Source organism: Lottiidibacillus patelloidae (assembly GCF_002262935.1).
Taxonomy (GTDB): Bacteria; Bacillota; Bacilli; order Bacillales; family SA5d-4; genus Lottiidibacillus; species Lottiidibacillus patelloidae.
In genome coordinates, this window is record NZ_NPIA01000001.1 from 649,941 (window position 1) to 665,484 (window position 15,544).

Here is a 15,544-nt window from a genome sequence, read left to right on the forward strand (position 1 = left end):
GATTGATCTCTGATAATTGTTTCCTAACCTTAAACCGTTGTACATAAGTAACTCCCCGTTCATTTTATCATCTATTATTTAGCTTCCTTTTTTCTTTAAAATTGGCTGGAATTCTAAAATTATGAACAACTTTTCCAAAACAACACATACAATGTACTAATATGCTTGCAATGACTGTGAACTCACATCTTTTTGTAAGGCAAACAACTAAAGAATTTTGGCACACTAGTTATTCGCCCTGCATACGATATGAGTGAAACTTGGAAGAGGAGGTAATGCGCAAATGTCTGAAATAGAACATGACCGCCACTTTCGTGAAATTATAACGAAAGCGGTTTGTGCAAAAGGCAGAAAGTTTACTCAAGCAACGAATACAGTAAATCCTGCACATCGTCCTACTAGCATCTTAGGCTGCTGGATTATTAACCATCAGTATAAGGCTAAAAAGAAAAGCGATTGTGTGGAAATCGAAGGACGCTATGACATAAATGTATGGTACTCATACAACAAAAATACAAAAACAGAAGTTGTAACAGAAACTGTTGAGTACTGTGATGTCATTCCTTTAACACAAAAGGATGAGAATTGCTTGAATGATGACCTTGAGGTAATCGCTCGAGTTCTTCAACAACCAAATACGTTAGAGGCAACAATTTCACCGAATGGTAACAAAGTTATCGTTCAAGTAGAAAGAGAATTCCTTGCTGAAGTAATTGGTGAAACAAAGATTTGTGTACTTGTAAATCCTGATGGATGCGTAGAAGGCATCGACAAAGATTGGGATTGTGACATCAGTGATGATGACTTTGAGGACTTAGACCCAGATTTCTTACTTGGGGATGAAGAGTAACTTTTAGGAAGAATATTTTATTCTTCCTTTTTTTATTTCGATTTAGGGGGCATTTTCGTGGATGATAAAATAAGACAAACATTATCATTACACCAAGTCTCAACTTCTAATTACTTTAATAAAAATTTTCTCTCCGTAAAAATAGTCGGTGCACAGTTCCACATGCTTGCTGTACGTATTTGGGTGCCAACAAAAAAAAGGTGGATTTCCTTAAAGGAGGGCAACAACTTCTTTAAAAGTAAGGAAATGATTCATCTAGCACTTCAATGTCTTTATTACGTAAATATCCCAATTGGGGTTTGCGTTATCCAACGTGGTCTTGGTGGTAAATGTCATGTGTATTCAATCAAAGAGAAAAGAGCAGAGGAACTACCTAATGTGTTACAACGAAGATTAGAGCAAATAAAAGAACAATCTCCTTTCAATTCTGAGCTAACATTTGGTGCTGATGTTGAAGGTCTTCTGTATCATGAAAAACGAAAAAAATATATAACTGCCTCTTCGCTATTTAAGCAAAATGATCGATTAGGCTATGATAATGCAATGATTGTAAGAGAGAATAAAACGAAAAATCATATTTTAGAATTACGCCCTTTACCTGGTAAAAACGGAAAAGAGCTATATACAAATTTAGTACTAGAATATGAAAAATTACTCGAGGTTACAAGAAAATACGATTTATCAGTTATTGGAGGAGCAAATCCTGTAAGTAGTGTTATGTTAGGAGGACACATCCACGTCGGTAATAAAAACTTGAATTTTCAAGTCGTTCGTACGCTTGATTTATTTTTCGGAATACCGATGAGTTTGACGGAGGATCAAGGAGCCGTACAAAGAAGGAAAACTTATGGCAGACTAGGTTCTGTCAAGATGAATAAGTACAATGGTTTTGAATATCGTACGTTACCTTCTTGGATTGAACAAATTCCAGACATGCTACCAGTTTTTCGCTGGTATTGCTTACTCTTAAAAAATGCGCATCTATTTCAAGATGGTCGACTTCCAAGTAAACTATTAAATGGGTACTATACACAAAATAATAAGTTTTTGGAAACGGAAGTAAAAAAAGTACATGGTAAAGCGTTATCAGTGTTACACCGCCCTTCTCATAAGGAGATTGCTAATGAATTTTTCGAATTGGTTCTAGAAAAGTCCGTGTCGAACAATAAAGAATTTGCCGGAAATATGCTATAATATGATAAAAGAAGATAGTATATTTATCGGAGGTTCATATGTCTGAATATACCCCAATGATTAAACAATATTTAGCGATAAAGGCACAATACAAGGATGCCTTTTTGTTTTTTAGATTAGGAGATTTTTATGAAATGTTCTTTGAAGATGCTGTGACGGCATCCCAAGAACTAGAAATTACATTAACTAGCCGTGATGGTGGACAAATTCCGATGTGCGGAGTTCCACATCATTCTGCAGAAGGTTATATTAATCGATTAATTGAAAAAGGTTATAAAGTTGCATTATGTGAGCAAGTGGAAGACCCTAAACATGCAAAAGGAGTCGTTAAGCGTGAAGTTGTCCAGTTAATTACGCCTGGAACGGTCATGAATGGAAGTATTGTTTCTGAAAAAGAAAACAATTACTTAGCAGCTATTACATGCTTTTCAGATGGCACATTTGGATTAGCTTTATGTGACTTAACGACTGGAGAAAATAAAGTAACGTTACTCCAAGAAGGTAAAGACGAATTAATCCATGAACTATTTTCTTCAGGAGCAAAAGAAGTAGTTGTTGCTAGCAATGTAGATGAAAGCTTATTGCAAGCAATACAAGAGCGACTTGAAGTAACAGTTTCACGAGAAGATGAAAGTTTTATTCCAGACGAGTTTACTACTTTAGTTGAGAACATCGAGCAACCAAAGCTGATTGAATCGTTTGCTAGATTATTGCAATACATGATTCGAACGCAAAAAAGATCACTAGATCATTTGCAACCTGTTTTTTACTTTGAAGTCAATGAATTTATGAAAATTGACATGCATTCTAAACGAAATTTAGAACTAGTAGAGTCTAATCGCAATAAAAGTAGAAAAGGGTCATTATTATGGCTATTAGATAAAACAGTAACTGCTATGGGTGGAAGAATGTTAAAACAATGGATTGAGCGTCCACTCATCACTAAGGAAAAAATTGAAACTCGTCAACAAATGGTAGAAACATTTGTTCAGCAATTTTTTGAACGCGAAAATTTAAGAGAACAGTTAAAAGGTGTGTATGATTTAGAACGCTTAGCTGGTCGAGTAGCATTTGGAAATGTAAATGCTCGTGATTTAATACAGCTAAAAAAATCATTACAACAAGTTCCAGAAATAATCTCTACATTGCAACAATTGGACAACCCTTACAGCTCGGAATTAGCTGAGAAAATGGATCCATGCGAAAGACTTACAGCTATGCTCGAAAAAAGCATTCAGCCGTCACCACCGCTTTCTATTAAAGATGGAGACATAATTAATGATGGCTATAATGAGCAACTTGATAGATACCGTGATGCTACAAGGAACGGAAAAGCGTGGATTGCTCAATTGCAACAACAAGAGCGAGAAGAAACGGGAATCAAATCATTAAAGATTGGTTACAATAAAGTGTTTGGTTACTATATCGAAGTAACAAAAGCAAATTTACACTTACTTCCTGAAGGGAAATATGAGCGTAAACAAACGTTAACAAATGCAGAGCGTTATATTACCCCTGAATTAAAAGAAAAAGAATCGCTAATTTTAGATGCTGAAGAAAAAATTGTTCAACTTGAATATGAACTTTTTATCGCTTTACGAGAAGAAGTGAAAACCTATATTCCAGTCATGCAAAAACTTGCGAGGCAAATTAGTGAAATTGATTGCTTACAATCGTTTGCTACTATTAGTGAAAACTATCATTATGTGAAGCCTACTTTCTCGGAAAATCGTAATGTCCTTATTAAAGAAGGGCGTCACCCTGTCGTTGAAAAAATGATGAATTCCCAAGAATATGTTGCAAATGATGTAGAACTAAATGCTTCTAGGGAAACGTTATTAATTACAGGACCAAATATGTCAGGTAAAAGTACGTATATGCGCCAAGTGGCACTTACTGCAATCATGGCTCAAATAGGTTGCTTTATTCCGGCAGACAGTGCGGAATTACCGATCTTTGATAAAGTGTTTACTAGAATTGGAGCAGCAGATGATTTAGCTGCTGGTCAAAGTACCTTTATGGTTGAAATGCTAGAAACAAAGTTAGCGTTAGCTAAGGCTACACAAAATAGTTTAATTCTTTTAGATGAAATTGGCCGAGGCACTTCCACTTATGACGGGATGGCGTTAGCGCAAGCAATAATTGAATATATTTCTGAGGAAATAAAAGCTAAAACGATGTTCTCCACACATTATCATGAATTAACGGATTTAGAGGATGAACTTGAAGCTCTTCACAATGTTCACGTAAGTGCTATTGAAGAGAATGGTAAAGTAGTATTTTTACACAAAGTTCGTGATGGCCGAGCAGATGAAAGCTACGGGATACATGTAGCACAATTAGCTGAGCTGCCAGATAAATTAATAGTCAGAGCAAGAGAAATATTAGCTAAACTAGAAAGCGGTCAATCGAAAAATAAGCCAACTACTTCGAAAGTTAATCAGAAGACAGAGGAAGAGCAATTATCCCTCTTTGTTGCCGAAAATAATAATGTAACTCCACCTATAGGCAGTAAGGAGCAAAAAGTCTTAAAACAGTTGCAAGAGATGAATATGTTGGAAATGACGCCACTTGAGGCGATGAATAAACTTTATGATTTACAAAAGAAATTAAAAGCGTAAAAAGAAATGAGGGGAAAGCATGGGAAAAATCGTTCGTTTGAATGAGCAGCTTTCTAACTTAATAGCAGCAGGTGAAGTAGTAGAGCGCCCGGCATCTGTCGTAAAAGAACTTGTGGAAAATGCGATTGATGCAAACAGTACTCGGATTGAAGTTGAAGTTGAAGAAGGTGGACTTTCTAAAATTCGTATACTTGATAATGGGACAGGTATAGCTTCTGATGACTGTGAAGTAGCTTTTGAACGTCATGCAACAAGTAAAATAAAAAATGAACGTGATCTTTTTCGCATTAAATCACTAGGCTTCCGCGGCGAGGCACTTCCGAGTATCGCCTCGGTATCCGATTTCCATTTGAAAACTAGCACTGGAGATGGGCCAGGGACATATGTTCACCTACAAGCTGGATCAATTAAAGAAAAAACAGCTGCGAATAGTCGTAAAGGAACGGAGATAACCGTAAATAATCTCTTTTTTAATACGCCAGCTCGTTTGAAATATATGAAAACAGTCCATACTGAATTAGGGAACATTACTGATGTTATCAATAGATTAGCAATGGCTCACCCGACAATCGCCTTTAAATTAACTCATAATGAAAAACAAGTGTTAGCGACGAGTGGAAATGGTGACTTACGCCAAGTTATCGCAGCAATATACGGTATGCAAGTTGCTAAAAATTTATTACCGATAAAGGCAGAGTCGATTGACTTTTCCATTTCTGGTTGGATTGCGAAACCGGAAGTAACGAGAGCATCAAGAAATTATATGTCCACTATAGTTAATGGTCGATATATTAGAAACTATCAAATTATGAGGGCTGTCCAAGAAGGTTTTCATACATTATTGCCAATCGGAAGATATCCAATTGCGCTATTGCATATTGAAATGGACCCGTTACTAATCGATGTAAACGTTCATCCTTCTAAACTAGAGGTACGATTAAGCAAAGAAAAGGAACTAACAGCGCTTATACAAGAAGCTATTAAGGCTGAACTTAAAAAGACTACTCTTATCCCTTCGGCAGCTTTGCCAAGAAAAGAAAAGGATAAAAGTGAACAACAACAAATGGTCTTTAACCATACCGTGCCTAAGCAAAGCGACGCTTTAAAACAAGTGGATCAGCCGGCTAATTATTACAGATTTTCAGAAACAGAAAGTGTAGCGGAAACACTTATCAGTAAAGAGGCGCAACCCGCTCTTCAGGAAACAAAACATTATGATAACTCTCCAATTGTGGAAGAGGAACGATTACAGACACCATTTAAAGAAGAAGCGACAATTTCTTCTCAATCAGGTGAGGGAAATGAGCAACAGGAAGAAGGCGAATCTCGCTTACCGCCACTTTATCCTATTGGGCAAATGCACGGCACGTATATTCTAGCTCAAAATGATAATGGGCTATATTTAATTGATCAACACGCCGCGCAAGAAAGAATTAAATACGAGTACTTTCGAGAAAAAGTAGGCGAAATAGAGCCCGAACTTCAAGAACTTTTAGTTCCATTAACATTTGAGTTTACTGGTGCAGAAATGCCGGTCATTGAAGAAAACATCGACAAGTTAAAGGATGTTGGCATATTCTTAGAACCTTTCGGACATCAAGCCTTTATGGTCAATGCTCATCCTTTATGGTTTCCTGAAGGGCAAGAAAAGGAAATCATCGAAGAAATGATTGAGGAAATTTTGAAGCAAAAGACGATAGACGTGAAAAAATTACGTGAAGAAGCGGCGATTATGATGTCATGTAAAGCATCGATAAAAGCTAACCGTCATCTTCGTAATGATGAAATTTTTTCATTGCTCGAAACTTTAAGGAAAAGTAGTGATCCATTTACGTGTCCACATGGCCGTCCAATTACGATCCACTATTCTACTTATGAAATGGAAAAAATGTTTAAACGAATTATGTAATAGGAGCATGTGATGAAGGAAAAATTAATCGCCATCGTCGGACCAACGGCGGTAGGTAAAACAAAAACTAGTATCGAGTTAGCAAAAGCTTTAAATGGAGAAATTATTAGTGGTGACTCGATGCAAGTATATAAACATATGGATATTGGAACTGCCAAAGTGAAAGACGAGGAAATGGAAGGAATTCCGCATCATTTAATTGATATTAAAGAACCTACAGAGCCTTTTTCTGTTGCAGAATTCCAAAAAAGGGCTACGGAACTTATTACTGACATAAACCAAAGAGGTAAAATTCCAATCATTGTAGGGGGAACAGGTTTATACGTCCAATCTGTTACACATCAATATAATTTTTCAGATGCCTCATCAAACGTTGAATTCAGGAATAAATTAGAACAACAAGTTGCTGAAAATGGTATCGAACCACTTTATCAAAAACTTGTTTCTATTGATCCAAAAAGTGCAGAAAATATTCACCCTAACAATCACCGCCGCGTTATTCGAGCATTAGAAGTATATCATGAAACAGGACTTACGATGAGTGAATATCAAGCAAAACAGCAGAAGGAATCACCTTATGACTTGTTTATGGTAGGTCTTACAATGGATAGAGATAAGCTTTACGAACGAATAAATATGCGAGTAGACATGATGGTGGAAGAAGGATTAATAGAGGAAGTCAAAGGATTGCATGAGAAAGGTGTTCGTGACTGTCAATCAGTGCAAGCGATTGGATATAAAGAAATATATGACTTTATTGAAGGTAACGTTTCCTTAGAAGGTGCAATTGAAAATTTGAAGCAAAATAGTAGGCGCTATGCAAAGCGTCAATTAACATGGTTTCGTAACAAAATGGATATATCTTGGTACGATATGACAAACAACCGAGAAAAAGTCATATTAGAAATTTTAGAGGATGCAGCAGGAAAGTTCATCATAAAAAGAGAATGTAATACTATTGACGAATGAGGAGGACTGCTGAATGAATCAATCAGTTAATATCCAAGATCAGTTTTTAAACCAACTACGTAAAGAACGTACATTCATAACCGTATTTTTATTAAATGGTTATCAATTACGTGGGGTAATAAAAGGATTTGATAACTTTACAGTGTTATTTGAATCTGAAGGGAAACAACATTTAATTTATAAACATGCAATTTCAACTTTTGTGCCACAAAATGCACTTAATATCGAAATTGAATAAACAAAAAGTCATCTCCATTTTTATTATGGGGATGACTTTTTTAATGATTCAGCAAATGTAAGATATCTTTTTAATGAGATAGCTGCTTTAAAACCGAACTTTCGTTGTATTTCCTCGTGAGTTTCACCCGCTTCAATTGCTCGTAATATTGCTGAGTTTCGCATATGTTGTGCGCTAAGACCTTTTCGTAAATTAGCTCTTTTCCCTTCGGTGCGAATCATCTTTTGTACAGCAATATCAGTCATACGCTTTGGAGCATCAAGATCATACATCCAACGATACGTGTTACGTTGAAAATCAAAAGCGAGAAAAAATGGGTCATCACTATGATATTGCGGTCTTACTGGAGCCGGAATCGACTTAAAATAGGCGAAGTATTGTTGTTTATTTTCGTGAGAAATCCGAATGGTTCTTGCCATACTTGTAACAGAAGGAACATCTATTTGATTATTCTCAAAGTGGATATCTTTCATTGTCAGTGAGACGAGTTCATTTAATGTCAGTCCTTCATCACATAACATAAGAATAATACTTTTATTTCGATCGTTTAATAAATGTCTCGATTTTAACTGGTTTTCAGATAAACCTTCCCTTGAAGAGATGATTTTCAAAAAGTGCTCACGCTCATCTTCAGAAATAAAATCTTCTGAGCTAAGTGGAACTGCTTTTTTGTTAGCCTCGACGGTTAGGTTTGGAGATACAATGTTGTTGTACCCTTGTTGTTCATAATAGCGGTACAATTGTTTTAAGACAGTTGCGATACGTTTCATTGTCCGTTCGGAGTAGTCTCGTTGTTCAATCAAAAAGGTATAGTAAGATGCAAAATCCTTTGCTGATAATGATTGCCACTGTTCAAAAGAAACGTTATTGTAATTGGCACGCATCCACTGTAGAAATTCATCTAAATCATACAAGTATCTTTTAATCGTTGATGATTGTCGCCCTTTTTCTTTATAGGAAAGTAAAAACTGATTAATATAAGATGGTAACGATTGATTATTTAAAATAGCCATGATTTTCCTCCTTTCGTATATAATTCGCCTTAACGTCGGAAATGCCCTTTTTTCAATGCAAAAGGCTACTTCTGTTAAGAAGCAGCCTAGTTAAAAATTTAAATTTTGTCAATATATGGGACGCGGAAGCCTTTAGGTTCAAGCTTCTTAACAAGTTGCTCAATATCTTGCTCAGACAATTCTTTCGGCAAATTTACTACAATTCGTCTAATGTAATGTTCCCCATTATCGAGTGTTAGTAATCCTTCTACATTGTAATCTTTTAATAACGTTAATAGACGCTTCAAAGCACCTTTTTCCTCATGAGTCGTTACAGTTAAAGTATAACCACCAGTTCTCATACCAAATGAATCTTCTAACACATCCATGACATTAGCATGTGTTAAAATACCAGCAAAATCACCAGTTTCACTAATTACTCCTAAAAACGGCAAACGTCTAATGGAGAGGAATGATTTGAAAAAAGAATCGTCTTCCGTTACAAATGCTTCTTTATTTTTAACTAGTCCTTCAATGGATTCTTCATGATAGCCATTATTTTCATATAAATATTCTAAAATAGTTACTTTGTAAATCTGACCTTTAAATTGCGTGCCATCTTCACTTAGTACTGGCACACAGCGGTAGCCAGTTTCTTTTAGTAAGTCATATGCTTGTTGTACATTAAAAGTTTCAGGGCAAAATGCAACTTCTTCTTTCGGGACAAAATTGTATTTTACTTTCACAATAGCCACTCTCCCATATGTAATATCTTTTACAAGTCTATTATAACCCTTTTTCACTGGCAATGCTTGTAATTATATGTTTTTTTACTTAATTTTAACAATTTGTTACTCCCGAAAAATACTTAGTTATAATAAACATAAGAAGTAATATTTACTTGTATGACGAACTTGTCTAAGATAGATGTGAAAAATTTTTTGAAGGGTGAAAATTTCAAAGTGACATTTAATCAATGGCACTTGTCACTTAAATAGGTAACGGAAAGCAGGTGGAAAAATGTTCGATGTTGTCGCCTTAGGAGAGATATTAATCGATTTCACACCACACGGTAATTCGAAAAATGGAGGACATCTTTTCGAACAAAATCCAGGTGGTGCGCCAGCTAATGTGTTAGCTGCATTAAGTAAGCAAAACTATAAAACGGCTTTTATTGGTAAAGTCGGACAAGATGAATTTGGCGATTTTTTAAAACAAACGTTAGACAATAGTAATATTGACTCCAAAGCACTCATTATGACAAAAGAAGCCAATACAACATTAGCATTTGTTCATCTAGAAAATAATGGTGAACGCTCTTTTAGTTTTTACCGGAATCCTGGTGCTGACATGATGTTAAGAAAAGACGAAATTAATAAGACGATAATTGAAAAGACTAAAATCTTTCACTTTGGCTCTATATCAATGACACATGAACCTGTAGCTTCAGCAACAATTGCTGCCTTAAAAGTGGCCAAAGAAAATAATGTTATCATTTCATTCGATCCTAATTTACGCCCGGCATTGTGGAGTAATTTAGAACATGCTAAAAAAATGATACAAACAGGGTTAACATATACGGACATTGTAAAAGTTTCCGAAGAAGAGTTACAGTTTTTGACAGGAACAACTGACTTATCGAATGGTACTGAAAAAATAATTAAGGAATTTGACATTACTTTTCTATGTGTGACATTAGGGGAAAAAGGATGTTTCTACAGATATAAGGGTACAGAAGGTTCTGTTAATGGATTTGAAGTCTCAGTAAAAGATACAACAGGAGCAGGCGATGCTTTTTTAGGTGGCTTACTTGCGCAAATTTTATCATGTTTAGATGAGGGTATCGGACTTTCTGAACTCAATGAGTCTAAATTAATAGACATTGTCACTTTTGCTAATGCTGTTGGAGCTTTATCTACTACTAAGATGGGTGCTATACCAAGCATGCCTACTTTAGAGGAAATCAACAAATTAATTAAAAAAGGTACGTATTAATCAACGGAACTGCTTTTGCAGTTTCTTTTTTTGCGTATGAAGATGTAATTTAGATATAAACTAACCATTAAAAAGGAGGATGGACAGTTTTGAACAGTAAACATAATCCAGATAATCGCAAAAACAACGTAGAAAGACTGCATGATATGATTGAAAACACGCAAGCAAAAATGGAAGAGGCCGAACGAATCATGGAGTATTCAAGCTCTGAGGAAGAAAAGATGCGTCTTCGTGAGAAAAATGAACATCGCCAGCAAAGCATTACAGCGATGCAACAAGAAATGGCAGATGAAGCTCAGGCTAGAGAAAATGGGTACCAATGATGTAAAATGACAGTATGTTACTTTTCTTATTTTTAGTTGTACTTACCATAGCAGGTGTTATTGAATTTATCCGGAAATATGTACTTCATATGAAAGATCCTGATGCCAAAGAATTACTTGAAAAGGTAGAACAGAAAAGATGGTTTCAGGAATTATTAGAGGTAGAGGAATATAAAAAGCAAGTTGAATTACAAAAAAAGAGTGGGTTGCTGAAGGACCCACATTATTTACAAAAATTATTGGAGCATGAAGGAACTGTTCTTGGATTTATTACATTTGTTAAAAACAGGAATTAATGAAGTGAAAAGTCAGAGTTGCTCAAGAGGCACACTCTGACTTTTTAATCTTTATTTGCTAGAGTAGACTACTTTTCCTTCTGTGTTGATGTATGATTCTCTATCACCTACAACAACCTTCGATAATCCATATGAAAATGGATAGACTTGCTCATATGAAAAAGGAATTTTTACTTCCCCAGATGTATTAATAAACCCATAGTTTAAACCGCTTCGAGCAATGGCTAAACCGTCATTAAATGTGAAATCGGAAAATTCATCGCCTTCATATTGAAAATCAATAACTAACTCTCCTTCTCTATTTATGTAACCAACAGAAATACCGAGATCAGTTTCACCGCCATTTGCCGTTTGTTTTTTGAACACAGGAGCAATGTCATTAGTAAATGATTTAGCAATATCAAATTGTGGCTCAATAACGAACTCCCCATTGTTATTAATATATCCGTATTTATTCTCTTTTTTGACAGCAGCTACCCCTTCGGAAAATGGAAGCGCATGCTCATATTCTGCATCAATTACAATGCTGCCGGATTTATCAATAAATCCATATAAGCCATCAACTTTTACAAAAGCTACCCCTTCGCTAAACCGCGATGCAAACTCAAATTGTGGTTCAATCACGACAGCTCCGGATTTATCAATATAACCCCAACCTTTGCCTTCGACTTGAACAGCAGCTAGTCCCTCGTTAAAGAAAGTCATTTCAATGCCTTCAGAAAAAGGGAAATCCTTTAGAGAATAAGTTGGCTCGACTATAAAGTGACCTTTTTTACCTATGTAACCAACTTTTCCGTTCATTAAAACCATCGCAAGTTCTTCCTGAAAAGGAAATGCCGCTTCAAATTTCGGTTCAATAACAAATTCTCCAGTTTTATCAATAAAACCGACTTTCCCTTTTTCCGTTTTTTTTACAGGTATGAGCTCGTCATGTTTATAGGCGCGCTTAGTAATTACGCGATTAAACGTTGCTTCAATAATCATCTTTCCATCTTGGTTTATAAAACCGACTAAACCATCTTTAGTGACGGGGTGTAATGACGTTGTTTCATCTGCAGTTTCTTTGTTTTCCTCTTGCACGGTTTGAATACTTTCTGTTCCATTCAATAATAAGTAACTAATAGATATTAAAGCTAAAATAGTTATGAAAATAATAAAATTCTTGTTCATAATAGTTCCCCTTTTCTTGTAATGACGAGGATAATAATAGATGGTTTCAAAAAATGATGAGTTTCCAAAAGGATTAACTGAATATTGAATTCTTAAATCTCTATAAAATATAGGCATTTGTCACGATTTTGTTATTTAAGCGTATACTGTGAAGAGAGAGGTGATGGCTCTTGGATCAACAAATTCGAAAAAGGGATAGTCAAATAAATATTGTCCTAAATCAACGTGAAAAGAAAGAGCCGCTAGGTGTGAAAAGGAAGCAGCAAATAGAAACATTTGTAGAAAGAACAATACCGGCGGAGCATCACTTGTTACAAAGGGTAGAACAACAACTTGATGGAATGGTTGGACTAATTGAAATTAAAAAAATAGTAAAAGAAATTTATGCCTGGATGTACGTCAATAGGAAGCGAAGAGAACATGGTTTATCCGTGCAACATCAATCCATGCATATGCTATTTAAAGGCAATCCTGGAACGGGAAAAACGACAGTTGCCAGAATATTAGCGAGGCTCTTTAAAGAGATGCACGTATTATCAAAGGGGCATTTAGTTGAAGCGGAACGAGCGGATGTTGTTGGTGAGTATATCGGACATACTGCGCAAAAAACTAGAAAGTTAATTGAAGAAGCGAAAGGTGGAGTCCTTTTTATTGATGAAGCATACTCTTTGGCACGGGGTGGAGAAAAAGACTTCGGGAAAGAGGCAATTGATACGTTAGTGAAAGCTATGGAAGATAAGAAAAATGAGTTTATTCTTATTTTGGCAGGTTATTCAAATGAAATGGATCAATTTCTTTCTTTAAATCCAGGCCTACCGTCGCGCTTTCCGTTTGTCATGGAATTCCCCGACTATTCAATTGATGAACTATTAAAAATCGCTTCAATCATGGTCGACGAAAGAGAATATTGTTTTTCAAAGGACGCAGAGTTTAAGCTTAAGGATTACATTATGCAAGAAAAGTATTCTAGAAGCGGTACTTTTAATAATGCGAGATTTGTCCGGAATGTCATTGAAAAAGCGATCAGAACGCAAGCTGTTCGCTTATTGAATGAAAGTGGTCCGAACAGGGAGCAGTTAATGACATTGGTCAAAGAAGACTTTCAGTTCAAGTGAAAAGGCACATTTGTGCCTTTTTTCTCTGGATACTAGTAAAGAATGCAATAAATTGATAGAATTGAAACTAATATTCTATTTATATGAAAAAAACTTAAAAGAAGTGAAAAAAATTGAAATCAACTAAAGCTAAACAACTAGCCAATATTTACTTATTAACAATTACAATAATAGGGCTACTTATTTTCTTACTCAAAGTGGACTACATGGTCTTTTTAAATCAGTTTCCATTGATTTTTGTTCTAACGTTATGCTCGGCACTACTGGCTATTTATCAAATAAAATTACCTTTAAATGGAAATTGGTTTTCTTTAGACTCTGCCATTTATTTATCTGCTTTATTAATATATGGATTAGAGGTTACTTTTATAGTTCTACTCCTTACTATTATTGTCGAAATGATATTTAATAAGCGTTTGGTCTGGTGGAAGCATATCTCAAATTTTGCTATTTATATAATAGCTCTCTATGCGAGTTTTTCTTACCTTGCCTTTTTAAATGTCGAAGCATTATCTAATGATACGTTAGGTAGTTATATAATTACATTATTAATATACTTAGCTCTTAATACAATGACTTTGTGTATATACTTTGCATTTTTGCAAGGTGAGTCTATCGTGAAGACTATTAAGTTATTAACAAATGATGCAATAGTTACATATTTAATAACGCTAATTAGTGCAATATTAGTTAGCTATTTGCTAGTAAGTAGCCAAATGATAGGTCTTATATTATTTACTATAGTAGCATTATTGATATCTCTGTCTAATCGCCGTTATTTTAAAATGTTTAAAGAATTAAAAGGCATGCAACAAACATACCAATCATTATTTGACTATAACCCTGACCTCGTGTTTATGTTTGATCGCAATGGTAAGTTAACAAAAGTGAATGACAACTTTACTAACGTAACAGGGTATTCTGAAGAGTATTTTCAAAAAAAATCGTTTGCTTCAATATTTTCTAAGGAAGACTTAAGACTCGTCCATTCGACGTATGAAAAAGTTATTTCAGGTGAACCACAAAACCATTTCATTGAAATCATTCATAAAGATGGGAAGAAGTTAAAAATGGAAGTTACTGTTGTGCCTATGGTCATCGCTGAAAGTATTCAAGGTATTATCGGATATGCGAAAGATGTTACCTTATTGAAAGAAACAGAGGAAATGCTAAAACGATCTGAAAAACTTTCGGTTGTTGGAGAACTTGCTGCTGGAGTTGCCCATGAAATTCGTAACCCACTAACGACAATACGAGGTTTTTTACAAATGGAAAAAAAAGAAGATCGTAAGGCGGCTTATTTCCAAAGTATTATGATAGATGAAATTGATCGCATTAATTTCATTGTTAGCGAGTTTTTAGCTTTAGCAAAACCTCAAAAGCTTTCTTTTGAAAAAAGGTGTATCGTGCCAATTATTGAAGAAACTGTGGCATTGACGCAATCAGAAGCAAATTTAAATTCTGTCATTATTAATGTAAACTTTGAGGGTGAAATACCTGCTATTAATTGTGAAAAAAATCAGCTTAAACAAGTATTCATAAATATTCTAAAAAATGGGATGGAGGCTATGCCTCAAGGAGGAAATGTTTTAATTAAGGTGTTCGCTAGAAATGATCAAGTCGTTATTCGCTTTATTGATGAAGGTGTCGGTATTCCGGAAGAAAGGATTGAACGAATAGGTGAGCCATTCTTCACTTTAAAAGAAAAAGGAATGGGGCTTGGTATGACAATGAGCTTTAAAATTATTGAAGAACACGCTGGTGAAATTAAAATTAAAAGTAAGGTAGGCGTCGGTACGACAGTAGATGTCTTACTGCCAATCTCCTAATTTAAATCCCCCTTCAGCAAAATTTGTTAAAGGGGATTTTCAT

Annotated in this window: 14 protein-coding genes; 11 read left to right on the top strand and 3 right to left on the bottom strand. The window is 35.2% G+C overall.

Annotated elements, in window-relative coordinates:
• Positions 1 to 283 precede the first annotated feature (283 nt).
• From CIB95_RS03540 to hfq, 6 genes are read left to right on the top strand one after another with little or no spacing between them, the layout of a single operon-like run.
• On the top strand, positions 284 to 850 hold the full coding sequence (locus tag CIB95_RS03540; protein ID WP_094921885.1) for an outer spore coat protein CotE: 567 nt from the start codon (positions 284 to 286) through the stop codon (positions 848 to 850).
• A 57-nt stretch (positions 851 to 907) separates the two neighbouring features.
• The gene (locus CIB95_RS03545; protein ID WP_094921886.1) at positions 908 to 2,044 is read left to right on the top strand and encodes a putative amidoligase domain-containing protein; all 1,137 of its coding nucleotides are present in this window, start codon (positions 908 to 910) and stop codon (positions 2,042 to 2,044) included.
• A gap of 38 nt (positions 2,045 to 2,082) precedes the next feature.
• Positions 2,083 to 4,665: a DNA mismatch repair protein MutS gene (mutS, locus tag CIB95_RS03550; protein ID WP_094921888.1), complete on the top strand. Its 2,583-nt coding sequence runs from the start codon at positions 2,083 to 2,085 to the stop codon at positions 4,663 to 4,665.
• Positions 4,666 to 4,684: 19 nt separating this feature from the next.
• Positions 4,685 to 6,574, top strand: a complete 1,890-nt coding sequence (mutL, locus tag CIB95_RS03555; RefSeq protein ID WP_094921890.1) for a DNA mismatch repair endonuclease MutL — start codon at positions 4,685 to 4,687, stop codon at positions 6,572 to 6,574.
• A 12-nt stretch (positions 6,575 to 6,586) separates the two neighbouring features.
• Positions 6,587 to 7,543, top strand: a complete 957-nt coding sequence (miaA, locus tag CIB95_RS03560) for a tRNA (adenosine(37)-N6)-dimethylallyltransferase MiaA (protein ID WP_094921892.1) — start codon at positions 6,587 to 6,589, stop codon at positions 7,541 to 7,543.
• Positions 7,544 to 7,556: 13 nt separating this feature from the next.
• Complete coding sequence (gene hfq / locus CIB95_RS03565; protein WP_094921894.1) at positions 7,557 to 7,781, top strand: RNA chaperone Hfq; 225 nt, start codon at positions 7,557 to 7,559, stop codon at positions 7,779 to 7,781.
• A gap of 23 nt (positions 7,782 to 7,804) precedes the next feature.
• Here the strand turns inward: hfq and CIB95_RS03570 are convergent, their stop codons facing one another.
• A complete protein-coding gene (locus CIB95_RS03570) occupies positions 7,805 to 8,794 on the bottom strand; it encodes a tyrosine-type recombinase/integrase (RefSeq protein WP_094921896.1) in 990 nt (329 codons plus the stop codon).
• Positions 8,795 to 8,892: 98 nt separating this feature from the next.
• Positions 8,893 to 9,519, bottom strand: a complete 627-nt coding sequence (cbpA, locus tag CIB95_RS03575) for a cyclic di-AMP binding protein CbpA (protein ID WP_094921898.1) — start codon at positions 9,517 to 9,519, stop codon at positions 8,893 to 8,895.
• Positions 9,520 to 9,793: 274 nt separating this feature from the next.
• Between cbpA and CIB95_RS03580 the strand changes: the two genes are divergently transcribed.
• The 3 genes from CIB95_RS03580 to CIB95_RS03590 all read left to right on the top strand — a co-directional run bounded on the left by CIB95_RS03580 (position 9,794) and on the right by CIB95_RS03590 (position 11,387).
• Positions 9,794 to 10,768, top strand: coding sequence for a carbohydrate kinase family protein (locus tag CIB95_RS03580; protein ID WP_094921900.1), 975 nt, complete (start codon positions 9,794 to 9,796; stop codon positions 10,766 to 10,768).
• An 89-nt stretch (positions 10,769 to 10,857) separates the two neighbouring features.
• Positions 10,858 to 11,091, top strand: coding sequence for a small acid-soluble spore protein Tlp (gene tlp, locus CIB95_RS03585; RefSeq protein WP_094921902.1), 234 nt, complete (start codon positions 10,858 to 10,860; stop codon positions 11,089 to 11,091).
• Between the two features lie 14 nt (positions 11,092 to 11,105).
• Positions 11,106 to 11,387 carry a hypothetical protein gene (locus tag CIB95_RS03590; protein ID WP_094921904.1) on the top strand — a complete coding sequence of 94 codons (282 nt, stop codon included), beginning with the start codon at positions 11,106 to 11,108 and terminating at the stop codon, positions 11,385 to 11,387.
• A 51-nt stretch (positions 11,388 to 11,438) separates the two neighbouring features.
• On the opposite strand, the gene CIB95_RS03595 is transcribed toward CIB95_RS03590, so the two are convergent.
• Positions 11,439 to 12,557, bottom strand: coding sequence for a WG repeat-containing protein (locus CIB95_RS03595; RefSeq protein ID WP_158217551.1), 1,119 nt, complete (start codon positions 12,555 to 12,557; stop codon positions 11,439 to 11,441).
• Positions 12,558 to 12,727: 170 nt separating this feature from the next.
• Between CIB95_RS03595 and spoVK the strand changes: the two genes are divergently transcribed.
• Together spoVK and CIB95_RS03605 are read left to right on the top strand one after the other, a co-directional pair.
• Positions 12,728 to 13,672, top strand: a complete 945-nt coding sequence (gene spoVK, locus CIB95_RS03600) for a stage V sporulation protein K (protein WP_094921908.1) — start codon at positions 12,728 to 12,730, stop codon at positions 13,670 to 13,672.
• 113 nt (positions 13,673 to 13,785) lie between these two features.
• On the top strand, positions 13,786 to 15,501 hold the full coding sequence (locus CIB95_RS03605; RefSeq protein ID WP_094921909.1) for an ATP-binding protein: 1,716 nt from the start codon (positions 13,786 to 13,788) through the stop codon (positions 15,499 to 15,501).
• Positions 15,502 to 15,544: the final 43 nt, after the last annotated feature.

Bases quoted from the DNA above. Each gene is read 5' to 3' on its own strand.
- CIB95_RS03540 (WP_094921885.1), top strand. From the start codon at position 284: ATGTCTGAAATAGAACATGACCGCCACTTTCGTGAAATTATAACGAAA.
- mutS (WP_094921888.1), top strand. From the start codon at position 2,083: ATGTCTGAATATACCCCAATGATTAAACAATATTTAGCGATAAAGGCA.
- mutL (WP_094921890.1), top strand. From the start codon at position 4,685: ATGGGAAAAATCGTTCGTTTGAATGAGCAGCTTTCTAACTTAATAGCA.
- miaA (WP_094921892.1), top strand. From the start codon at position 6,587: ATGAAGGAAAAATTAATCGCCATCGTCGGACCAACGGCGGTAGGTAAA.
- hfq (WP_094921894.1), top strand. From the start codon at position 7,557: ATGAATCAATCAGTTAATATCCAAGATCAGTTTTTAAACCAACTACGT.
- CIB95_RS03570 (WP_094921896.1), bottom strand. From the start codon at position 8,794: ATGGCTATTTTAAATAATCAATCGTTACCATCTTATATTAATCAGTTT.
- CIB95_RS03580 (WP_094921900.1), top strand. From the start codon at position 9,794: ATGTTCGATGTTGTCGCCTTAGGAGAGATATTAATCGATTTCACACCA.
- CIB95_RS03590 (WP_094921904.1), top strand. From the start codon at position 11,106: ATGTTACTTTTCTTATTTTTAGTTGTACTTACCATAGCAGGTGTTATT.
- CIB95_RS03595 (WP_158217551.1), bottom strand. From the start codon at position 12,557: ATGAACAAGAATTTTATTATTTTCATAACTATTTTAGCTTTAATATCT.